The sequence below is a fragment of the Paenibacillus sp. CCS19 genome (assembly GCF_033239625.1).
Lineage (GTDB): Bacteria > Bacillota > Bacilli > Paenibacillales > Paenibacillaceae > Paenibacillus_T.
Genome location: NZ_BTCK01000049.1, coordinates 26,128 through 49,151, shown reverse-complemented (window position 1 = coordinate 49,151; position 23,024 = coordinate 26,128). Strand labels below are relative to the sequence as shown.

The 23,024-nt window shown below is 54.8% G+C and carries 14 protein-coding genes and 1 pseudogene; 13 read left to right on the top strand and 2 right to left on the bottom strand.

The window, feature by feature from the left end:
* From SBI19_RS24800 to SBI19_RS24770, 7 genes are all read left to right on the top strand, one after another.
* A partial coding sequence (locus SBI19_RS24800; protein ID WP_317972211.1) for a hypothetical protein occupies positions 1-291 on the top strand: 291 nt, incomplete at its 5' end.
* 134 nt (positions 292-425) lie between these two features.
* The gene (gene purH / locus SBI19_RS24795) at positions 426-1,973 is read left to right on the top strand and encodes a bifunctional phosphoribosylaminoimidazolecarboxamide formyltransferase/IMP cyclohydrolase (protein ID WP_317972210.1); all 1,548 of its coding nucleotides are present in this window, start codon (positions 426-428) and stop codon (positions 1,971-1,973) included.
* Positions 1,974-2,165: 192 nt separating this feature from the next.
* Positions 2,166-3,431, top strand: coding sequence for a phosphoribosylamine--glycine ligase (purD, locus tag SBI19_RS24790; protein WP_317972209.1), 1,266 nt, complete (start codon positions 2,166-2,168; stop codon positions 3,429-3,431).
* 1,307 nt (positions 3,432-4,738) lie between these two features.
* Positions 4,739-5,557: an alpha/beta hydrolase gene (locus SBI19_RS24785; RefSeq protein WP_317972208.1), complete on the top strand. Its 819-nt coding sequence runs from the start codon at positions 4,739-4,741 to the stop codon at positions 5,555-5,557.
* An 834-nt stretch (positions 5,558-6,391) separates the two neighbouring features.
* Positions 6,392-7,471, top strand: coding sequence for a DUF3048 domain-containing protein (locus tag SBI19_RS24780; protein ID WP_317972207.1), 1,080 nt, complete (start codon positions 6,392-6,394; stop codon positions 7,469-7,471).
* A 191-nt stretch (positions 7,472-7,662) separates the two neighbouring features.
* Complete coding sequence (locus tag SBI19_RS24775; protein ID WP_317972206.1) at positions 7,663-8,274, top strand: DUF47 domain-containing protein; 612 nt, start codon at positions 7,663-7,665, stop codon at positions 8,272-8,274.
* A 21-nt stretch (positions 8,275-8,295) separates the two neighbouring features.
* Positions 8,296-9,297, top strand: a complete 1,002-nt coding sequence (locus tag SBI19_RS24770; RefSeq protein WP_317972205.1) for an inorganic phosphate transporter — start codon at positions 8,296-8,298, stop codon at positions 9,295-9,297.
* A gap of 305 nt (positions 9,298-9,602) precedes the next feature.
* Here SBI19_RS24770 and cls read toward each other — a convergent pair whose 3' ends face one another.
* The gene (gene cls / locus SBI19_RS24765) at positions 9,603-11,048 is read right to left on the bottom strand and encodes a cardiolipin synthase (RefSeq protein WP_317972204.1); all 1,446 of its coding nucleotides are present in this window, start codon (positions 11,046-11,048) and stop codon (positions 9,603-9,605) included.
* A 388-nt stretch (positions 11,049-11,436) separates the two neighbouring features.
* Between cls and SBI19_RS24760 the strand changes: the two genes are divergently transcribed.
* From SBI19_RS24760 to SBI19_RS24740, 6 genes and pseudogenes are all read left to right on the top strand, one after another.
* Positions 11,437-11,769 carry a hypothetical protein gene (locus tag SBI19_RS24760; protein ID WP_317972203.1) on the top strand — a complete coding sequence of 111 codons (333 nt, stop codon included), beginning with the start codon at positions 11,437-11,439 and terminating at the stop codon, positions 11,767-11,769.
* 107 nt (positions 11,770-11,876) lie between these two features.
* Positions 11,877-17,504: an alpha-amylase family glycosyl hydrolase gene (locus SBI19_RS24755; protein ID WP_317972202.1), complete on the top strand. Its 5,628-nt coding sequence runs from the start codon at positions 11,877-11,879 to the stop codon at positions 17,502-17,504.
* Between the two features lie 195 nt (positions 17,505-17,699).
* Positions 17,700-18,656 (top strand): annotated as a pseudogene (locus SBI19_RS29700) (histidine kinase dimerization/phospho-acceptor domain-containing protein); the annotation flags it as partial.
* Between the two features lie 180 nt (positions 18,657-18,836).
* Complete coding sequence (locus SBI19_RS29695) at positions 18,837-19,361, top strand: sensor histidine kinase (RefSeq protein WP_483312333.1); 525 nt, start codon at positions 18,837-18,839, stop codon at positions 19,359-19,361.
* Entirely contained in the window at positions 19,358-20,056 is a 699-nt protein-coding gene (locus SBI19_RS24745; RefSeq protein ID WP_317972200.1) for a response regulator transcription factor, read from the top strand. The genes SBI19_RS29695 and SBI19_RS24745 overlap by 4 nt, the downstream gene beginning before the upstream one ends.
* Before the next feature lie 375 nt (positions 20,057-20,431).
* Positions 20,432-21,955: an S-layer homology domain-containing protein gene (locus tag SBI19_RS24740; protein WP_317972199.1), complete on the top strand. Its 1,524-nt coding sequence runs from the start codon at positions 20,432-20,434 to the stop codon at positions 21,953-21,955.
* Between the two features lie 141 nt (positions 21,956-22,096).
* Here the strand turns inward: SBI19_RS24740 and SBI19_RS24735 are convergent, their stop codons facing one another.
* Complete coding sequence (locus tag SBI19_RS24735; RefSeq protein ID WP_317972198.1) at positions 22,097-22,750, bottom strand: hypothetical protein; 654 nt, start codon at positions 22,748-22,750, stop codon at positions 22,097-22,099.
* Positions 22,751-23,024: the final 274 nt, after the last annotated feature.

Below are 23,024 nucleotides of genomic sequence, written 5' to 3'. Positions count from 1 at the left end.
ATATTGGCGGTGGACGCCACGGTGAGCCGGGATAAGGTGCAGAAATGCACCATATTGGCGGTGGACGCCACGGTGAGCCGGGATAAGGTGCAGAAATGCACCATATTGGCGGTGAACGCCGTGGTGAGGCTGAATAAGGTGCAAAAATACACCTTATTAGCGCGAAAGCGCCGCGTGAGGCAGAATAAGGTGCAGAAATGCACCTTATTGGTGCCAAAGTGCCACGTGAGGCTGAATAAGGTGCAGAAATGCACCTTATTGGTGCCAAAGCGCCACGTGAGGCTGGATTAGGTGCAGAAATGCACCTAATGAGCGCATGAGCACCAGCAAATACGTCGCACCTCAGTGAGCAAGCAGAATTAAGACGATAACGGTGCGTAAGGCATCGTTGCGATATATGAAGATTAATAAGGAGGGCCATGAAATTGGCTATTCGCAGAGCGTTAATTAGTGTATCGGACAAAACAGGTATCGTAGACTTCTCCCGTGAGCTTGCAGCATTGGGCGTTCAACTCATTTCGACAGGCGGTACGAAGACGCTGCTCGAGAAAGAAGGCGTACCGGTAATCGGCATCTCCGAGGTAACGGGCTTCCCAGAAATTCTTGACGGCCGCGTTAAGACGCTGCACCCAGCTGTTCACAGCGGTTTGCTCGCTGTTCGCGACAGCGAAGAGCATCAGCAAGCAATGAAAGACCTGGGCCTTGACTACATCGACATCGTAATCGTTAACCTGTATCCATTCGCAGAAACGATTGCTAAGCCTGACGTAACGTACGAAGACGCGATCGAGAACATCGATATCGGCGGCCCGACGATGCTTCGTTCCGCAGCTAAGAACCACGCTTTCGTATCGGTCGTTGTTGACGCAGCCGACTACGCGAAAGTGCTGGAAGAAGTTAAGGCTGGCGGCGACACGACGCTCGAAACACGCAAACGTCTTGCTGCGAAAGTATTCCGTCACACGGCGGCATACGACTCCCTCATCGGCGACTACCTGTCCAAGCTGCTCGGCGATCCAATGCCTGAGAAGTACACGGTAACGTACGAGAAAGTACAAGACCTTCGTTATGGCGAGAACCCGCACCAGAAAGCTGCTTTCTACCGCAAGCCGCTTGCACAAGAAGGCAACATCACAACGGCAGAGCAGCTGCATGGCAAAGAGCTGTCGTACAACAACATCAATGACGCGAACGCTGCACTGGCAATCGTGAAGGAATTCAACGAGCCTGCAGTTGTAGCTGTTAAACATATGAATCCTTGCGGCGTTGGCATCGGTGCTGACATCCATGAGGCTTACCAAAAAGCATACGCAGCAGATCCAACGTCGATCTTCGGCGGCATCGTTGCGGCGAACCGTACGATCGGCGCTGATACGGCTCAACTGCTGAGCGAGATCTTCCTCGAGATCATTATCGCTCCAGACTTCTCCCCAGAAGCGCTTGAAATTCTGACGAAGAAGAAAAACATCCGCCTGCTCAAGCTCGGCGAACTGCAAGCTGCTGGCGAGCGCAAGCCAGAGCTGCTCGTAACTTCGGTTGACGGAGGCATGCTCGTACAAGAGAGCGACGTTCACTCCCTGACGGAAGCGGACCTGCAAGTGGTAACGAATCGCAAGCCAACGGAAGAAGAGCTGAAGCAGCTGTTGTTCGGTTGGAAAGTTGTGAAGCACGTGAAATCCAACGCAATTCTACTTGCGAAGGACAACATGACGATCGGCGTTGGCGCTGGTCAAATGAACCGTGTCGGCGCAGCGAAGATCGCAATCGAGCAAGCCGGCGAGAACGCACAAGGCGCTGCACTGGCGTCCGATGCATTTTTCCCAATGGGCGATACGGTTGAAGCAGCTGCTAAAGCTGGCATCACGGCAATCATCCAACCAGGCGGCTCGGTCAAAGACCAAGAGTCGATCGACGCAGCGAACAAACACAACATCGCGATGGTGTTCACGAGCGTTCGTCACTTCAAGCACTAGGATACATTCAAAGCTCACTAACGGAGCAGGACATACGGAGGGACGCTATGCGCGGCATGGCGTCCATTCGTTCATTTTGGTAACCCGATTGTGAAGAGAGATTACTGAGCGTATGCTTTCGATGCAAGTTTTTGCTTGCAGGAAGTGTATTCCATGATATTGCGCAAAAACTTTTAGGAGGCTATCCTACCCATGCGGATTCTAGTTATTGGCGGCGGCGGACGCGAGCACGCGATCGTCTGGGCGCTTCAGAAGAGCGAGAGAGTGAAGGAAGTATTCTGTGCACCGGGCAACGCTGGTATCGCACAACTGGCGGAATGCGCGCCAATCGCAGTGAGTAAGTTCGATGAGCTAATCGCATACGCGAAGGACAAGCAAGTTGATCTGGTGTTCGTTGGTCCGGATGACCCGCTTGCAGCAGGCATCGTTGATGCTTTCGAAGAGGCTGGCATTCCGACCTACGGTCCTCGCAAGAATGCGGCAGAGATCGAAGGCAGCAAGATTTTCATGAAAAACCTGCTTAGAAAGTACGACATCCCTACGGCGAAATACGAGACGTTCAAGGACTTCGAAACAGCGCTCGCCTACCTGCGTCAGCAGGAAGCGCCAATCGTTGTGAAGTCGGACGGCCTTGCTGCCGGCAAAGGCGTTACGGTTGCAGCTACGCTCGAAGAAGCGGAAGAAGCACTCCGTTCGATGATGTTGGACAAGGTGTTCGGCAACTCCGGCAACAGTGTCGTTATTGAGGAGTTCCTGGCGGGCGAAGAAATGTCGATCCTCGCGTTCGTTGACGGCGAGACGGTACGCGCGATGTCGCCAGCGCAAGACCATAAGCAAGTGTTCGATAACGACAAAGGCCCGAATACGGGCGGCATGGGTACGTACTCGCCGCTGCCGCACATCGAGCAGTCGATCATCGACGAAGCGATCGAGAACATCATTAAGCCAACGGCGAAAGCGATGGTTAGCGAGGGTCGTCCGTTCCGTGGCGTTCTGTTCGCGGGTCTGATGATGACGAAGAACGGCGTTAAGACGATCGAGTTCAACGCACGCATGGGCGACCCAGAGACGCAAGTTGTACTGCCGCGCCTGAAGACGCCTTTGTTCGATATCGTGGAAGCATCGATGAACGGCACGCTTGCTGACCTGCCGATCGAGTGGAGCGACGAAGCTCACGTATGTGTGGTTATGGCATCGGAAAACTACCCGGCATCGTATCCAACAGGCCGCACTATCGAAGGCATTGAAGCCGCAGAAGCGCAAGGCGCACTCGTGTTCCACGCTGGTACGGCAACGAAGGACGGCCAGCTCGTAACGAGCGGCGGACGTGTTCTCGGCGTAGTCGGCCGCGGCCGCGACATCGCTGAAGCTCGTACGCGCGCGTACGAAGCAGTCAGCGTTATCAAGTTCGAAGGTGCTCACTCGCGTACCGATATCGCGATGAAGGCGCTCCGCTAGGAGTTAGGGGTGCCGCCCCTTAGCACCCCGTTTTTTCTATAATTCAAGGTCGAATTTCTCTATAATCCAAGGTCAAATGAAGATTTTCTACCCACCCAAACCCTCCCTGCAAGGGAGGGCCCCATGGGTTTCCAACCCCTGGACCCCGGAAGGGGATGGTGGCCGAACAGAGGCGCGTGCAATTTACTACTTGCTAAGAGTCGCGTGACCCTACGGGTCACAGCTTCTGGTTGGTGCTTACAAAGAAACATTGCTAAGCAACGTCTGTTCAATAAAAAGCCAGCAGTCTGCACCAGCTCTAATGAGCTGATGAGGGCTGCTGGCTTTTTGGTCCGTTCGAATGCTTCTACGAGATTTACTGCAATTTATGTCGCATGACCCTACGGGTCACAGCTTCTGGTTGGTGCTTACAAAGAAAAATTGCTGAGCAACGTCTGTTCAACAAAAAGCCAGCAGTCTGCACCAGCTCTAATGAGCTGATGAGGGCTGCTGGCTTTTGGTCCGTTCGAATGGTCTTACGAGATTTATTGTGTTCTATGTCGCACGACCCTACGGGTCACAGCTTCTGGTCGGCGCGTACAAAGAAACGTTGCTGAGCAACGTCTGTTCAACAAAAAGCCAGCAGTCTGGACCAGCTCTAGTGAGCTGATATGGACTGCTGGCTTTTATTTTGTTCGCACTTTTGTGTTTGAACTGCTCGAACAAGAGTTGTGCCCCAAAGGGGCACACGTCTCTAAGCACGCCGTATCTTCCACTCGCCTTAGTTGCGCCACCGACCCAATCCGGGGTCCCGGGGTTGGAAACCCCGGGGGTCCTCCCTAGCAGGGAGGATTTAGGTGGGTAGAAAAATTGGTTTAAATGGGGTATAAGGGGCGAAGCCCTTTCTTCTCCTGACGGGGTTCCAGGGGCGAAGCCCCTTTGTCCTCCTGACGGGGTCCGAGGGGCGAAGCCCCTGTTACTCCTTATAGAATAAGGAGTTGCGGTTGGAGAACACATAAACGACTGCAACTATCAAGCCAATCACGAGTGCTGTTGAAATCCAATGATCCGTAAGCCAATCTATCCATGCAGGCATAGCGGTACCTCCCTGAATTGAACCTTTAGTACCGTTAGTATGAGCGTCCGATGGAAACCTATCCATTTGCCGTTGACAACGATGGATTAGGGTGTTATTCTGATATCAGTTAATTCATACTATACGGGTAGGAATAATAGATAAATAAAAATAAACGGAAATGATGATCAGACAAATGGCTCAAGCTAAAGTTAGGAACGATATGAACAAGCGGATTGGCGGAGGTGGCGACATGGAGAAACAATTGGTGCTGAAACATGAGGATTTGAATTTGACGGCGACGTTACATTATCCGACGGGAGAAGGTGCTTCGGAGGGCAAGAGTCAGGCGATCATTATATGCCACGGTTTCGTGGGCAACCGGATCGGCGTAGATCGATTGTTCGTGAAGGCGGCAAGAGCGCTCGCTGCTTCAGGCTCGTATGTTCTGCGTTTCGACTATGGCGGCAGCGGCGAAAGCGATGGCAACTACGGCGATCTCGGATTAGAGTCGATGATTGCGCAGACGCGTACGGCGATTGATTACGTCACCTCGATGGATGCGGTCGATCTGCAGCGGGTCGTACTAATCGGACATTCGTTGGGCGGAGCGGCTGCACTGCTGACGGCTGTGCGGGATCGTAGGGTGAAGCGGCTTGTGCTCTGGTCGCCAGTAGCTTATCCATTCAATGACATCGTTCGTATTGTAGGCCGTGCCGGTTATGACGAAGCGATTGAGAAGGGCAGCACGGATTATACGGGCTACTCGCTCAAGCCGGCATTCTTCAACTCCTTGCAGGAGCACCAGCCGTTCCAAGAAGCCAAGCGCTTCGGTGGCGATGTACTGCTCGTTCATGGCACTAGCGACGACGTTATCCCGGCGGACTACAGCTTTTTGTATCAGAAGGTGTTCTGGACGCGGAGTGACGGGATTTGCGACAAAGAGATCATTTTCCAAGCGAATCATACGTACTCGACGCGCAAACACCAGGAAGAAGCGATTAACGTGACGCGCAACTGGCTCACCGGGCTGGATCGCCGCCACGAAGAATGGCATCATTGGAGTATATAGAGAGATTAGTTTCATGCATTTATTAAACGGGTTTCAAAGAGCCGTCCTCGATATCGAGGGCGGCTTTTTGGTGCGCTTATGATGGATAAGTCGAGACAAGGGAGTACCGAGGGATCGAGAGATATGTCTTAATCTGAAAAAATGCATCAACTGAGGCGATTACCCCATCCCTCGGCGAACTGATGGAGGTTCTGGAGATAGCGCCATTGCAATATGTGCAGCAGAATCCGATTAACGCGGCTCTCCATTCCTCGCCGTTGCATTTTGTACAACAGAAACTAGGCCTAATCCGGCAATATAGCTCAATCAGCGCGGATGAGCGACATTTCTGTTGCATGAAATGCAGCAGAAGCACGAGAAGAAGGACAATTTCCTCAATTCCGTTGTACGAATTACAACGGAGTGCCCAACCGCTAAACAAGCAATGGTGCGAAGCTATGCATTCTCTAACACAGAACTTGCCATAGACGCGGGTTGTTGTGCACGATGCAACCCCTGTACCTCACGTAAATCGAACCTGCCCCTCGACGAGACAAGCTGTCCACATTTGTGGTTAAATGGAAACAGAGAGTGTTATTGCCTACAAGAGGAAGTTCAAAAAGTCCGCTTTTGATCACGAAGTTAGACAGAAAGGTTATTCGACGTCGAAGCTTGCGTTCACCTTTGGAGTCCGGAGATTATGCTTCCGATGCAGGTTTCCGCTGGAAACCTTGTATCATGTAGGTTTTGCCTACACTCCGTTCCTCCTCCTTCAGGTTCTCGCAATCTTCTCGGTGCTGAAAACCGAACTTTTTGAACTGGCATTACAAGAAGCGAAGGGTGGAATTGCGAAGGATGATGACGAAACGCACGCATCGAATAGCGGCGCTGCTGCTCGCCGCTGCACTTGGATTGACCGCTTGCGGATCAGGCGGCAAAGAGGAACAACCAACACAACCAGCCGTAACCGAACCGTCCACAACCGATACCCAAACAGAGACGAACCCGACCTCGGAGCCGCCTGCTCCCGTATCCACACTGACTGCACCGCTGACCGGCCTCCCGGCTGATCAAGAGCTGAAGCAGCGGCCGATCGCCGTCAGCGTGAACAATTTCAAAGCCGCAAGACCGCAGTCCGGCCTGACGCAGGCCGATATCGTATGGGAAGTGCTCGCCGAGGGCGGCATTACCCGGCTGATTGCCGTGTTCCAGAGCTCATCCTTCACGGACCCGATTGGTCCGATTCGCAGCATCCGTCCTTATTTGATCGACATTGGGGAATCCTATAAGTCCGTTATCGTGCATGCTGGCGCAAGTACGGACGCCTATGATCTGCTGCAGCATCATGGCAAGGACTATCTCGATGAGATTACGAACGCAGGCCCATACTATTGGCGAGATAAAACGCGTAAAGCGCCGCATAACCTGTATTCCGATCTGACCAAAATGCGCGCCGGCGCAGAGAAGAAGAAGTACGCAACCGAAGTGACGATTCCGATGCTGCCTTTCGCCGCTGAAGGAGCCGGTACATATGACGGTCCGGCAACGAGCATCGACATTCATTTCATGCTCGATGACTACAAAGTCAGCTACGCCTACGATGCGGCCAAAGGTCTCTATATGCGCTCGATCAACGGCGAATCGCATATCGATAAGAACAATAATGAACAGCTGTCCGCAGCGAACGTCATCGTGCTCGGCGCAGATCATAAGACGCTGGACGATTACGGCCGGCTTAGCGTGAATCTGACTTCCGGCGGCAAAGCCGTCCTGTTCCAGAATGGACAAGCGGTCGCATGCGAATGGACGCGTCAAGGAACGGATGTGATCCGCATTATGAAGGACGGCAAGGAACTGCCGCTGCTTCCGGGCCATACTTACTATCACATCGTTCCGAATAATCCGTCGTTCGAGAAACATTTGGCATATGGGTGAAACTTGTCGATTCGGGGAAGACTGTCAAAAGTAACGCAACAATCATAAAAAGTTAAAAAGTTTTGTTATCGGAATGTTAAATCCTTTACGAAAACTTAACATATGCCATTCGGCCGTGTTAAAATATACAACGGTCAAGTAATTCGGCGCGTTACGTAATACACTTTCCGAATCGACGAAGGAGATCGAGCATGTTCAAGAAGAAAGATATCTTTTTTAGAACGTTAGAGGAGATGGCAGATACACTCGTTGTTGCTGTGGAATATTTCGGCGATAACGTCTCGAAGCTGCAGGATGTGAGTGCATTCGCCAAGCAGATGAAGCTTTACGAGACACAATGCGACAAATACACGCATACGATTCTGACAGAACTCAACAAAACGTTCATAACGCCAATCGAGCGCGAGGACATTATGGCACTCACCAAATCGCTCGACGATGTGCTCGACGGCATCGAAGCATGTGCTTCCCGTTTCGAGATGTACCAGATCAAGGAGCATGACGAGTATATCTCCCTGTTCGCGGACAACATCGTACGCTGTTCACACCAGATCAAGAAGGCGATCTATCTGTTGACGCAGAAGAAGCTGCTGGCCATGCGTGAACCGAACATTGCAATCAATGAGCTGGAGAACCAAGCAGACGATCTGCTGCGGGTAAGCATCACAAGCTTGTTCAGCAACGTGAAGGACCCGATCGAGCTCATTAAACGGAAAGAAATTTACGAACGGCTCGAACAAACGACCGACTACTGCGAGGACGTCGCTAACACCCTCGAATCAATCATTATGCGTAACAGCTAACGAGGGGCAGGGCGATAACGGATGGATACAACTTATGTAATTCTCTCAATCGTAGTAGTATTAGCGCTTGGCTTCGACTTTATTAATGGATTTCATGATACAGCCAATGCAATCGCGACGACCGTATCGACTCGGGCGCTTAAGCCGCGTATAGCGATTATGCTTGCGGCAACGATGAACCTGGTCGGCGCATTGACCTTCACAGGGGTGGCGAAGACGATCGGCGGCAAGGTGGCCGATCCGTTGACCTTGCAACACGGGGAGCAGATCGTCATTGCCGCGCTGATATCGGCGATATTGTGGAACCTGCTGACGTGGGCGCTGGGCATCCCTTCGTCCTCCTCCCATACGTTGATCGGCTCCCTTGCGGGTGCCGTCATCTCGGCGGAAGGCTTCGACGGCATCAATGCTAGCGGCTTCACGAGTATCGTACAAGGTCTTATTTTATCGCCGATCATTGCATTCTCCATTGGTTTCGTTGTGATGTGGCTGTTCAAAATCATATTCGCGAACCAGAGTCCGCATCAGCTGAACAAAGGATTCCGGACCGGTCAGATCCTGACAGCCGCGCTCCAATCGTTCGCTCATGGTACGAATGATGCGCAGAAGGCGATGGGTATCATCGTGTTCGCGCTTATGTCGGCTAACATCCAACAGACGGACAGCGTTCCGCTGTGGGTCAAGCTGTCGGCTGCCATTGCGATGGCACTCGGCACGTCGATCGGCGGCTGGAAGATTATTAAGACGATGGGAACGAAGATTTTCAAAATCGAGCCGATCAACGGCTTCGCGGCGGACATTACGTCATTCGGCGTAATCATGACTGCAACGATTACGAAATTCCCTGTCAGCTCGACGCACGTCATTACGTCGGCCATTCTCGGCGTGGGCAGCGCGAAGCGCTTCTCCAGCGTTAAGTGGGGCGTAGCAGGCAAGATCGTCGTATCGTGGATCATTACGATTCCGATCTCGATGATTGTTGCGGCAGGCGTGTACCAAGTCATTAAATGGTTGTTCCTCTAAAAATAAAACCGTGCTCAGTCACTATGGTGACAGCACGGTTTTTTGGTATGTTGGATCTTGCTTGCAACGGCTGCCACAGCGCCTATTCCGCTCTAAACGGAAGGAATTCGTGTATAACGGTTGTGAGAGAGGCTATAGCGCGAGGGAAGGCGCGTGAATAGGCTCAGAGGAGTAAATAGGCCCTCATACAATCCTTATCGTTAGGAAAAGGGGTATAAGGGCCTGGATAAGCACTGCTACAACCGTAAGGCAGCTTCCTCTCTTATCGGCTTCGCGCTAGAGCGAAAGGTTAAGAGGCTGGCAGCTTATAGAATCGGAGAGACAAGCTTCGAGATCGACTCGTTGAACTTGCTCCAAGCCGAACGGTTGTTGTAATCCTCCAGCGTGAACGGCTCGCTGTCCTCGACATCGCGCCAGTAAATCTCTTCAAGGCGCTGCGCGGTCGGCTGATCGTAGATGATCGCATTCACCTCGAAGTTGAGCTTCAAGCTCCTAATGTCGAAGTTCGCTGTGCCGACGCTGGCAATCTGGCCGTCGACGACCATCATTTTGGCATGAAGGAAGCCGTTCGTATAGAGGTAGCATTTGATGCCATTGCTGAGCAGCTCGCCGACATAGTAGCGCGAAGCCCAATGAACGAACATGTGGTCCGCGAGCTTCGGCAGCATAATGTGAATCTGAACGCCGGACAAGGCGGCGACGCGGAGCGCGCTCAGCAAGCTTTCGTCCGGGATAAAATACGGCGTCTGCAGCAGAATCGAATGCTTGGCGGAATGGATCATATTGAGCAGCGCGTTCTCGATATGGAACGACTGGCTGCTCGGACCGCCGGCGACGAACTGCATCGGCAGTCTGTTCTTCGTGTTAGGCAGCCGGAGCGGTCCGGGCAAGCCTTGAATCTTCTGATTCGTCGCAAGGTTCCAGTCCATCAGGAACAGCCGCTGAAGCGATGGGACGCCTTCGCCGATCAACCGGATATGCGTATCGCGCCAATTGCCGAATCGACGGTCGAGGCCGACATATTCGTTGCCGACATTGAAGCCGCCCGTGTAGGCGATAAGACCGTCGATGACGACGATTTTGCGATGGTTGCGGTAGTTGATCCGATAGTTCAAGTAGGGAATGCGGGATGGGAAGAAAGCAGCACGTTCGCCGCCTGCCGCATCGAATGGCTTGAAGAACTTCGCGTTCAGCTTGCGGGATCCGATATCATCGTACAGCAGCCGCACCTGAATGCCTTCTTGCGCCTTCGCGATCAGCGCATCGCGGATTTTGCGGCCCCACTCATCATTGTTGAAAATATAATACTGCATATAGATGCTGTGCTTCGCTTCGGCGATGTCGGTCAGCAGCCGCTCGAACTTCGAGAGACCGTCCGTGAAGAAGTCGATCTCATTATGAAGCGTGAGCAGAGCTCGAGCGCTGGATACGTTCATCTCGATCAGCTTGCGGTGCGCAGCGGTCGTCCCGTCTTCATCCCCGAGCCAGCCTTCGGACAGCAGCTGCTCCTGCTCAGCGACGAGCGAGAGCAGCGCGGTCTGGTCGCGCTTGCTGAAGCGGTACAGCTTGCGTCGGCGCAAATTTTGGCCCAGGATCATGTAGAGCACGAAGCCGAGCACCGGTACGAACAGCAGCACCATGAGCCAAGACCAAGTGGCCGCAACGTTGCGCCGTTCCATGAAGACCACAACGATCGCGAGCAATATATTGATAGGCAATAAGAGTAAGGTAAGATCGGAGTTCCAAGTCATTGGTTGATGCTCCCTGTGAATAATGCATGAATAGCATGAATAACGTTGCACATTGCATCTTACCTATTTTCGGTAAAGGCGTCAAGAATGATACGTCGATTGGAGCGAAGCTGTCAGGTTATTCAAAATCGTCTGTTGACAACGCTTACAAGACGGTGATATGATCGATTCACGTTAATTGTGCAAACGTTACCATCTTTTCTTTCGTTTCCTCAACAGCATGATCGATGCTCTTCCTCGTAATCATTAGTTGGCTTATCGTTCCAAATCCATTGCTGTATCTAAGAATGCTGTCACTCATTGTCGATTGTCTGCTCATTCCTGTCCGAATTAGGGTTTGAGCGTCAGTCGTTTATTCGTGCGTTTTGTGCAAACGTTTGCACAAAAGTTGCACAACGGAATAAGCGCGAAGACGGGAAAATCCAGGCTGCAGGAAAGGCTGAAAGGCTGGAAGGCTGAAAGGTCGGAAAGCTGGAAGGGCGGAGGGCTGGAGAAGCTGGAAGGTTCGAAGCCAGAAGGTTCGAAGCCAGCCAGAAAGCCGGAGCAGGAAGACCTGAAGGTCCAAAGTCTGAAGGTCTGGCGCCGCGGAAGGTTGGAAGGCTTAATTGTCCGAAAGCCAGAAGGCCGGAGAGCTGAGTCGCGGGATGTTCCAAGAGTCTGGAGCCGGAAAGATGTGTTCCAGCTAAGCGCAGTGCAATCCGTTGGCAAGGGTGCGGAATAAAGTACAGCATTAGGGTTTGTTTGAACGGTGTGAGGGACAGCGGAAGAAAAGGCGTAAACGATCGGCACGATCCGAAGTGAATACGATTTCAGGGAGGTACACAGTTGATGCGACATCGAACGAAGAAGGCCTATTTATTCGTCATTTGTCTTGTGGTGCTCGTGCAGTGCTTCGCAGGCGCTGCACTGTCTAGCGGAAGAGCGTATGCGGATGATGGCGGAAGCGGTGCAGGCGGCGGAACCATACAGCCGCTTGATCCGAATTACGGGGCCGGCCAGCCGGGCGGCGCAACGCGCTGGTACGCGACAGGCAGCTTCAATGGATGGAACGAGAAAGACGCTGCTAACCAATTCAAGCATCTGGTTGGCGGATTCTATATGTTTGCGCTCACGCTTGATCCGGGCAATTACGAGTTCAAGCTGACGAAGAACGAGACATGGGACGGGTTCAGCAACGCAGGCGGAAACTTCAGCCTGACGGTGCCTGGTACAGAGAAGACGGAGGTTCGTTTCTATATCAATGAGGAGCTCGGTCAGGCGCGCATCAGCCTGCCAGGCGTAACGAATCTGCCGCAGTATGTGCCAACGGTGCAGCTGGCCAACTGGCCTCGCCTTGTGGGCAGCATCCAGAAGGTTTTCGGAGAGAATGAGTGGAGCCCGGAATCCGCGCAGCAGATGTTCGTCGACTACAACTTCGACGGGTCCGTATTCAAGCTGCAGCGCACGCTGCCGGCAGGCAATTACGAAGCGAAGGTAACGATGGGGAACAGCTGGGCGGTCGACTATGGATCCAATGGCAAAGGCGGTTCCAATCTGGTCGTGAACGTGTTGGATCCATCGGACGTTACCTTTACGCTTGATGTGGCGGCTGGGAAGCTATCGCATAATTACAAGCCGAAGGATCAAGACTTCGACGGACAGATCAACAAGGATGCGATCGTGTTCGACAGCCGATCGGTTACATACAAGAAACCGTTCGGCGCAATCGAAGAAGGCATGCAAGATCTGACGCTCCGCATTGCAGCGGAGGCAGGAGACGTTGAGCTCGCACGCGTCGAGCTGACGGACGGCACAGGCTTCGCCCGCACGTTCGATATGGCGAAGACGACAACGACAGGTGGCAAAGATTATTGGGAAGCGGTTGTTCCGAAGCAGCAGCTGGCTCCTTATGGCATTTGGGGCTACAAGTTCATTCTGATCGACGGCAGCTCGAAGGTGGAGTACGGGGATAACGGCGTTCGCGGCGGCGTAGGCGCAGCGGCGGATGAAGGCGCGCTGCCTTATGATTTGACCGTGTATAAAGCAGGCTACGCGACACCGGATTGGATCAAGGAAGCGGTTGTGTATCAGCTGTTCGTTGACCGATTCTTCGACGGCGACCAGACGAACAACCGTGCGAAAGCAGTCGATGGCGTTCGCGGCGTTCGCGATGATGCGGACGGCAGCGATGCGACCATTACGACGACGAAGAGCCAATACTTCGACGGCGGCGTGCCGAACGATCCGACGCCGGGTCAGGTGTGGGGCGATTGGTCGGATGCGCCGGAGAATCCAGACCGAACTACGCCGGAGAATAAGCCATATTATCCGGATGCGAAGTCCGATGGCGTATGGTCGAACGAATTCTATGGCGGCGACATTGCAGGCATCGGGCAGAAGCTGGACTACTTGCAGGCGATCGGCATTACGGCGATTTATCTCAACCCGGTCGCATGGGCGGCTTCGAACCATAAATACGATGCAACGGATTACAAGCATCTAGACCCCATGTTCGGCGAGCCTGTCTATAACACAGCTGGCGATCCGAAGTCGGGGTTGGATTACGAGGCGACGAGAATCGCGTCGGACCGCGTGTTCAGCGAGTTCGCGAAGCAGGCGACTGCTCGCGGCATTCACCTGATCATGGACGGCGTGTTCAACCATGTGGGCGATGACTCGATTTATTTTGACCGCTATGAGAAATATCCGGAGATCGGCGCTTACGAGTATTGGGCGAAAGTGTGGAATCTGGTCAACAGCGGCGAGACGCAGCAGGATGCGGAGCAGCAAGTGATCGATTCGTTCACGGCTCAGATCAACCCGCTGACGGGTAAGCATTATGCGTATCCGGAAGATTTTACGTATACGACGTGGTTCACGGTGCTCAATGAGAAAGTAGCAGATGCAGATGGCCATTATCGTTACAAATATGATGCATGGTGGGGCTACGATTCACTGCCGGTCATGGATGCGGTCGAGCCGCAGCAAGGAGATACGCAAGCGCTGGAAGGTCAGCACGAATGGAACAATGTGAATTACCGCGACGAGGTCATCGGGCATGATCTGAGCGGCAAGAGCGAGGAAGAAGCAGCGGCAGCGATGCTGAACACGGTATCGCAGCGTTGGGAGTATCTTGGCGCAAGCGGCTGGCGCCTCGACGTAGCGCCGGACGTATCGAGCGGCACATGGGCGAAGTTCCGCGAAGCGGTGAAGTCGGTAGAAGGCCGAACGAATGCGAATGGCGACGTCATCGACGATCCGATCATTCTCGGCGAAGAGTGGGGCGTTGCAACGAAGTTCCTGCTGGGCGATCAGTTCGACTCCGTTATGAACTATCGGTTCCGCGGAGCGCTGCAAGGGTTCATGATCAACGGCGATGCAGCGGCGATGAACGAAGCGCTGGAGTCGATTCGCGAGGACTATCCGGAGCAGGCATGGCAGTCGATGCTCAACCTCGTCGATTCCCACGATACGACGCGCAGCATTACGAAGCTGGACCATCCGGATTGGGAGGAGCAGCATCTCGTCGTTGCAGGCGACGCGAGCGATCTCGCGCTGAAGCGTCAAGCGCTGACGGCGCTGTTCCAGCTGGGCTACCCAGGCGCGCCAACGATTTATTACGGCGACGAGGTTGGTCTCACAGGCACGAAGGACCCGGATTCGAGAAGAGCGTTCCCTTGGGAACGCGTGCAGGATACAAACGGTGCATACAGCGGCCAAGGCCGATATGCTTCCTTGTTCGATATGTATCAGACGGCTGCGAATGTGCGGCATGATCATGATGTATTCAGCACAGGCGATCTGAAGACGGCTTATGCGCAAGGCGACGTCATTGCCTATGCACGCAAGAATGCAACAGAAGCAGGCCTCGTTATCGTCAACCGCGGCGAGACGGCGCAGACGATCCAAGCCAATGTCGCAGGTTACCTGCCGCAAGGACTGACGTTCACGGATGCACTGGGCTCCGGGGCGACGGCTGAAGTGTCAGGCGGCGTAATCGAGCTGACGATTCCAGCGCTGACGGGCTACATGATGGTATCTGATCAGGCGCTGTCCTCGACAGGGGAAGTGCAAGGGCTGACTGCTGCGGGCGGCAATGGAACTGTAACGCTGACGTGGAATGATACGGAAGGCGCGGAGAGCTACAATGTATACCGTGCAGCAATCGAAGGCGGCAATGTGACGCTGATCGGCAATGTGCCGGCAGCGGGCGGGGCAGGCTCTGGAGGCGGACTTGCAACGTACACAGATACGTCGGTTAAGAACGGTACGAAGTACTATTATGCGGTAACAGCTGTTCATGGTACGTCCGAGAGCGTGATGAGCGCGATGGTATCGGCACTGCCGGCTTACGTCATCGATAGCGTCACGATTACGCAGACGGCGCCGGACGTAACGATCGGTGTAGGAAGCAAAACCGATCAGATTAAAGTAACGATTGCAGCGAATGGTTTGACGAATGATCCGGCGCTGGCTGGTAAAGAAGCGCCAGGCTTGATCGCGAAGCTGGTCTATTATAACGCGGCGAGCGGAGCGTCGACGGCGGCTGAGACGAAGCTGCGGTACTTGTCGGATACGGCAAGCGGCGAGAAAGTGTATTGGGCTGCTTTTGAACCAACAGAGGCAGGAGCATTCACTTATTACGCCAAAGTGTCGGCGAATAACGGCGAGTCGTTCTCGCAGTCGAGCGAACAGTCGCTGAACGCGCTGGCGAATACGAGCGACACGACAGCGCCTAAGGCGCCGGTGCTGCTGCCGATTACGGTAGAATCGAACCGCGTACAGCTCAACTGGACGCAGCCTGTTGCGGGTGAAAATGAAGCACCGTTCGAGGCGCCGGTTGGACACGAGGTATTCCGTCAATCGCCGGGAGACGCTGCATTCAAACGTGTGGCGAGCTTGGGTGCGGATGCGGTGTCTTATACGGATTTTGCCGTAAGCAATGATAAGAACTATGTGTACTACGTCACATCCTTCGATGCAGCATATAATCGTGCATTGTCGGTAACGCAAGCGGTTACGCCGAAGCTGGTTATGGTCGATGTAACGCTGCGCTTGCATCTGCCATCGTATACGCCGGCAACGGATGATATCTTCGTCGCGTCGGGAGAGCTGAACGGCTGGAACTCGAGCGGCACGAAGCTGACGGTGCCAAGCGGAGCGACGAACCGCGACGTGGTCGAGTATAAGTTCAAGATGATGGCGGGTAAAAGCGTCGAGTACAAATATACGCGCGGCACATGGGAGACGGAGGCATTCACCAGCCATATCCGCAGCGCGAACGACACGACGGACTTCGGCAACTGGGCCTACAGCTCGACCGATACGAATATGCGTCTGACGATTCAGAATCAAGGCGGCAATCAGATGATGGTCGACGACTACGTGCTGCGCTGGGTCGATATGCCGATGATCATCACGATGCCACGCCAATCGTTCGGCGAGGATATCGCGTACACGACGACGGAATCAAGCGCGAAGCTGAAGGCGGTTGTGCCTTATGGCGTTGCTTTCACGATCAACGGTCAGCCGATCGCAAGCGGCGCAATGGATGCGCGCGGCAACGTAGAGCTGGAGTCGCTTCCGCTAGCAGTAGGCGTGAACACATTCGTTCTGCATATCGAGCCGACGGCAGAGACGCTGGCGCAGACTTGGTATACGGACCAAGGTCGCAAGAGCCAAGCAACCAAGACGATTACGATGACCATTACGCGTGAGGCTGTCGACAGTGGCAATGGAAACGGCAACGGTAACGGTAATGGGAATGGAACGGGTACGGGTAATGGATCCGGTTCAGGTACGGGCGGAACGGATGGTAATGGAACGGGTGCCGGCAGCGAGAATGGCAATGGCTCGGAGACGGGGAATGGTAATTCCGGTACGGAAGTGACGTTCCCGGATGTGCAAGGCCACTGGGCTCAGAAGGATATTGAAGCGCTGAGCAAGCAGGGCATGATCAAAGGCCGATCGAACGGAAGCTTCGATCCGAAAGGCGAGATTACGCGTGCGGAATTCACTGCACTGCTCATTCGAGCAATCTCATTGCAGCAAGCAGGCAAGGATGCTTTGGCCGCTGCTTCTGGCGGTGAAGCGCCGTCGTTCGCAGATGTGCCATCGGGTGCATGGTACGCAGACGATGTGGCTAATGCGTTCGCGCTGAAGCTGGTGAACGGCCTAACGGCGGATCAATTCGCGCCGAATGCGCCAATCACGCGTCAGCAGATGGCGGTCATGCTTGCACGCGCAGCTGTGCTGCTCGGTCTGCCTGCTGCCGGCGAGGGCAGCGGCGATGCGCTCGCTGGTCTGACGGACAGCGACAGCATCGCAGCTTGGGCGGAAGAAGCGGTAGCCTACATCGTAGGCGAGGGCTTCATGCAAGGCGATACGAAGCATAACTTCAATGCTGGCAGCCATGCGACGCGCGCTGAAGTCGCGACGGTGTTCGCACGGATGCTGCGAGCGGCTGGACTGCTGTAATTTTGAACAAGAGGATTGATTGAGGAAAGCCCTTCCGAGGTGTGCAGCGATGCGCTTCGGGAGGGTTTTTGCTATGTGTGGAGATAACGGAAGCGCTCTTCTGGTGGATAAGGTGAACATAGGGGCGGCTGCAATTTTCTTTGTGCACGCTTGCGGGGTTGCGGTATACTAACCCTCAGAAAGGGGGAGGACGGTATGTCCATCCGAATTCGGCTCCTGTTGTCGTTCTCGGCTGTGGTGGCCGTTGCGATCGTGCTGTTCGTCCTGACGGCGTTCCTAAGCTCGGTGGCGATTACGGGCGATATGCGCAGCATGAGCAGCTTTTATAACATCCATTATTCGATACATCCGTTGACGGACGAGGAGGAGTCGATCTTCCTTGATCTCAAATATCTCGCCAAGCAGGACCCTGCCCAGTTGAATGACCAGGCGCTGCTGGCGTCCTATGACCTTAAGTTGAAAATGGTCCAAGCCGGCCTCTTCGTCCGGCAGGACGATACGATCACCTATGCGTCGCCTTCGCTCGCAGAGCCGAAGATGGGCGAAGCCCTTCCGGTCTATGATGCCGCGAACAATGCGATTCGGAGCACGCTGAACGTCGGCAATCGGTTTTTCTCCTATGCCAAATTCGACTTCGCGTTCCCTGACGGAAAGCACGGCAGCTTGTATGTTATGCGGGAGCGCAGCCCTTGGACCGAAATCGTGCGGACGATGCTGCCGATTCTCATTGTCGTGCTGCTGGCGGTCATCCTGCTGACGGGGTTGCTGCTGTACCGCTATGTGACGCGTTCGATCGTTCGGCCGCTCGATGTGCTCCGGCGCTCAGCCGAGCAGATCAAGCAAGGCGACCTGCAGTTCGAATTGAAGCCGCAGTCGCGCGACGAGATCGGACAGCTCAGCATGACGTTCGAAGAGATGCGGCGCCGATTGAATGAATCGATTCAGCTCCAACTGCAGTATGAGGACAATCGGAAGCAGCTGATCTCGAACATTTCGCATGATCTGAAGACGCCGATCGCGACGATCAAAGGCTATGTGGAAGGCATTCAAGATGGGTTGGCGAACACGCCTGAGAAGCTGGACAAGTATGTCGGCACGATTCATGACAAGGTGACGGACATGGGGCGGCTCGTCGACGAGCTGCTGCTGTACTCGAAGCTGGATCTCAAGCGGGAGCCTTATTCGTTTGAAAGAATTGACCTCGCTGCGTTCGCGCAGGATGCGGCGGAAGAAACCGGCTTCGAGCTTGGGGAGCAGGGCATTAAAGTGGAGTATGTTCGCGTGGCGGATTCCGAAGGTTCGGCGGGAGCGTTGGATCGTAAGGTGATAATCATGGCGGATCGCGCCAAGCTGAAGCGGGTCGTCGATAACTTGGTCCAGAACAGCGTAAAGTTTATGGACAAGGACGATAAGCGGATCACGCTGCGGGTCGGGATCGAGGCTGGGGCAGGTGCGCTTGGAGCCGGTGGGCAAGTTGAAGTCGGCGGTTCCCGCGATGATCAGGCTAGTAAGGGCGCTGCTGCTGCTGCTGGTGCGGGGGCTAAAGCTCAGGCTAAAGCTCAGGCAGGGGCTGAGGTGCTGCCGGCAAATGCGGCCGTTTTCGAAATTGAAGACAACGGGGCGGGTATTCGCGGCGACGTGTTGCCACATGTTTTTGAACGATTTTATCGGGGCGATGATGCGCGGAATACGCAGACAGGCGGCAGCGGGCTTGGGCTGGCGATCGCGAAGCAGATCGTTGAGGGCCACGGAGGAACAATCGAGGCTGAGAGCCGAGTAGGTGACGGAACGACGATACGGGTTCGACTGCCGCTGGCAGAAAATCGTGCAGACAGGAGAGCAGGTGGCGGCGAATGAAACGGGTTTTGATAATCGAGGATGAGAAGCCGATCGCGGAATTGGAACGGGACTATTTTGAACTGCATGGATTCGCGGCTGATCTGGTGCATGACGGAGCGGAAGGGCTGGCGATGGCGTTGTCCGGCAGCTATGACTTGATACTGCTCGACTTGAATCTGCCGGGCACTAATGGGCTGGATGTGTGCCGCGCCATTCGGGACAAGCTTGATGTGCCGATTCTGATCGTGTCTGCTCGCGATGAGGAGATTGATAAGATACGCGGCTTCGGCCTTGGCGCCGACGACTATATCACGAAGCCATTCAGCCCTAGCGAGCTGATCGCCAGAGCGAAGGCGCATCTCGCTCGGTACGAGCGATTCGCGAGCCGCGCCGCAGCTGCTGGGTCAGAGCAGGATCAGATCAAGGTGCGCGAGCTGGTCATCGACAAGGCGTCGAGACGCGTCTATGTCCGGGGCGAAGAAGTGATTCTGCCGGCACGCGAATTCGACGTACTCGCCTTCATGGCGGCGAACCCGAACCGAGTGTTCAGCAAGGAAGAGCTGTTCGAGCGGTTGTGGGGGTTCGACTCCGCTGGGGATATCGCAACCGTCGCGGTCCATATCCGCCGAGTACGGGAGAAGATCGAGGCAGTGCCGTCCAATCCGCAGTTTATCGAGACGGTATGGGGAGCGGGTTATCGGTTTACGGTGTAGGGTTGTAATTCGACGTCTCTATCTGCAGCAGGAGCGCTTGCGGCCTGCGGTGGGTAGAGGCGTTTTTGCGCTGATTAGGGCCGGTGACCGTTAGTTCGCGAAAGATAGTTGTGGTTGGAATGCCTCTATTAGCACCGATCGGAGTATCGGTCGCGGATAGAGGCATTCTTGCGCAGATAGGGTCTGAAGGGGGAGTTCGCGATAGATAGGTGAGCTTGGATCGCCTCGAACGCGTTCGCAAAAAGTTATCGGCTTGTTTATAAAAAGTTAATCGGGTGTTTCAGAATCGTTCAACCCTCGGCGGTATGATGAATGCAAGCAAGCGGCATGCAGGCGCTCAGCGCTCATCATAATCTCGCATGGGAGGAAACGACAATGACGATGAAAGCACAAGGGATGAAACAACCACGCAAACTAGCGGTATGGACGCTCGCGGCAGCGATATCGGCGGCGGCAATCGTGCCGGGCTACGCTTCGGCAGCGACATCAGCGGTTACGACAACGCAAGCTTCGGCGGAAGCCATGGATGCGGCGGTTCGTGAAGCGATACAGCAATTGGCGGCGCAAGGCGTTATGCAAGGGTATGAGAATGGCACCGTTCGCCCGAACCAGCCGGTTACGCGCGCCGAAGCGGCGAAGCTGCTCGTGCTGGCACTTGGGCTGAAGCCGGTCGATGGAGCGACTGCTTCGTTAGGCTCCGAGCATAGCGGCAAATGGTACGCATCGTATGTGAATACGGCAATCGCCAATGGCTTGATCGATGTGAAGGACGGCAAGTTCAACCCGAACCAGCCTGTTACTGAAAACGAGCTGGCAGTAATGGCAGCGAAGGCGCTGCAGCGGGACACGTTGTCGCTGACGAGCTGGCTGTCGAGCGTAGCGGACGGTAAGGCCAACGCAACGCGCGGCGAAACGGCGCGCCTGCTCGTGAAGGCGGAACAATCCGTACGTGCGGCGGATGCCCGTATCGTATCGGTTCGCGCGCTGGACGGCATCGCGCTTGAAGTGACGATGAACCAGCCGATGACGCTGGACGACGAGACGATCGAGAAATCGGCTGAGACGTTCAAGTTCGACGGCGGCGTAACGATCGTGAACCAGCCGCGGCTGAAGACGGGCTCCGTAAACCAATACATCGTACCGGTCACGAAGCTGGAAGAGGGCAAGTCCTACACGCTGACTTACAAAGGAAGTCAGACAGTATCCTTCACGGGCAGCGGCGAGCTGATCCGCTTCAATGATACACGCCAAGTGGCGAATGACACCTTCGAGGTTGAAGCGCTGCTGTCGGACGGCGTCGTTGACTATGGTTATGTCATCTCTGCTTATGCAGGCGGACGCGGCGCTGACGCGATCGTGCTGGAGGAAGGCAACAAGCATAACGGCCAGCCGCTGCAGATCATCTCGTCGCTGCGCAATCGGACGGCTGTGCTGACGCCGGAAGGCGGCGCGCCGATTACAGTTGGCTATGTTGGCTACACGCAATCGACGGACGGCAAGCAGGAGCCGAAGTTCCGCCTGCCAGCGGGAACGACGCTGCAGCCGGGCGTTAAGTATATTGTCTCCGCAGACTGGTTCACGGTGAAGCAGCCTTCGTTCGTAGCACAGACGATTGCTCCACTGACAATCGCATCGGCACAGCTGACGGATGCGAAGACGCTGACCGTTACGCTGTCGCAGGATCCGGGGGACGAGATGTTCGCGTTCCGCTCGGTAACGCTTGAGGGCTCCGACGGCTCGAAGTTGGCTGCACAGTACCGGGTGCAGACGCGCAAAGGCGCGACAGGCATCTTCGACGTCCAGAACGGCGGCGAGCTGAAGGACGGCGTCACTTACACGGTGAAGCCGGCTGGCGAATGGGCAGTAACGACAAGCGATGTTACGCTGGCTGCGAAGTAAGCGAGTAAGTACGAAGTGATCGTGTAAGATCGAAGTACGACAATATGTGTTGGGATAGTGGAGAGTTCATATACCAAGAGGCTCGGCAGATGCTGAGCCTCTTGTTTGTGCGTGCGCGGAAACGCCAAAGAAGACCCGATATCAACGGGTCTTCTTCGCGTTTGGCCGCGGACGTGGTCCGCTGCCTTTCATGGCGGCGCCAGGAGCAGCAGGCTTGCGGCCTTTGCCGCCTGGTTTGCGCCGCTTGCGGCGTTTCGGCCTGACGATGACGTCATCATCATCGTCGTAAGACTTTTGCGAAGACTTGGATTCCTTCTTGAACGATCCCGCAAGCACCTTGATTAGCGGAGCCATCTGTTGTAAGTTGGCAACGACCTTCTGCATCTTGCCCACGGAGTTGAGGATGCCGTCAATCCCGCCCAGACGGTCGACTACCCCTTTGAGCTCACCGATCTTGTCGAGCGAGAATCCGCCCAAGAGGCCGCCCTTCTCTTTGTCCTTCTTCGCCGGCTTGCCCCCGCCTGGATCTACAATCTCGGCGAGTTCGGCCGCATTGGAGACGACGGGAAGCGAAGATTTGGCGGCGCCCTCTAACAGGTTCTCTGCTGCTGCGCCAGATGTCTTATGAGAGGGTGCCGGACCACCGGGCACGCCCCCGCTTTGAAAGCCGCCCCCGAATCCGAACGGTCCAGGTCCAGGATCGTTGATGCCGGGGAAGGGCGAATTTTGCCTAGCGTAGGGGTCGTAGGAGGGCTGCGGCGGATAGCCTGGAGGCAGGCCATTGCGCACGTTCACGTCGATCACAACCTTTGTCGATAGACTAATGCTTAGTACAGTGTATGGCATAGGCGAACATATGGACTGGACGAATGCCCTTTTTTGGCACTATTTTTCGATAGGTCGTTCAAAAAGTCCGCTTCTCATCACGAAGCATCACAAGAAGCATATTCGGCATCGAATCTTGGATGAAGCTGTGACTTCCGGTTCTCACGTAGCACTACACTACGCTCCGATCCTCATTCCCCGCTTGATCCAACCTTCTTGGTGCTGAAAACCGAACTTTTTGAAC

Bases quoted from the DNA above. Each gene is read 5' to 3' on its own strand.
- SBI19_RS24740 (WP_317972199.1), top strand. From the start codon at position 20,432: ATGACGATGAAAGCACAAGGGATGAAACAACCACGCAAACTAGCGGTA.
- SBI19_RS24745 (WP_317972200.1), top strand. From the start codon at position 19,358: ATGAAACGGGTTTTGATAATCGAGGATGAGAAGCCGATCGCGGAATTG.
- SBI19_RS24775 (WP_317972206.1), top strand. From the start codon at position 7,663: ATGTTCAAGAAGAAAGATATCTTTTTTAGAACGTTAGAGGAGATGGCA.
- SBI19_RS24770 (WP_317972205.1), top strand. From the start codon at position 8,296: ATGGATACAACTTATGTAATTCTCTCAATCGTAGTAGTATTAGCGCTT.
- cls (WP_317972204.1), bottom strand. From the start codon at position 11,048: ATGACTTGGAACTCCGATCTTACCTTACTCTTATTGCCTATCAATATA.
- SBI19_RS24780 (WP_317972207.1), top strand. From the start codon at position 6,392: ATGATGACGAAACGCACGCATCGAATAGCGGCGCTGCTGCTCGCCGCT.
- purD (WP_317972209.1), top strand. From the start codon at position 2,166: ATGCGGATTCTAGTTATTGGCGGCGGCGGACGCGAGCACGCGATCGTC.
- SBI19_RS24785 (WP_317972208.1), top strand. From the start codon at position 4,739: ATGGAGAAACAATTGGTGCTGAAACATGAGGATTTGAATTTGACGGCG.
- SBI19_RS29695 (WP_483312333.1), top strand. From the start codon at position 18,837: ATGGCGGATCGCGCCAAGCTGAAGCGGGTCGTCGATAACTTGGTCCAG.
- SBI19_RS24755 (WP_317972202.1), top strand. From the start codon at position 11,877: ATGCGACATCGAACGAAGAAGGCCTATTTATTCGTCATTTGTCTTGTG.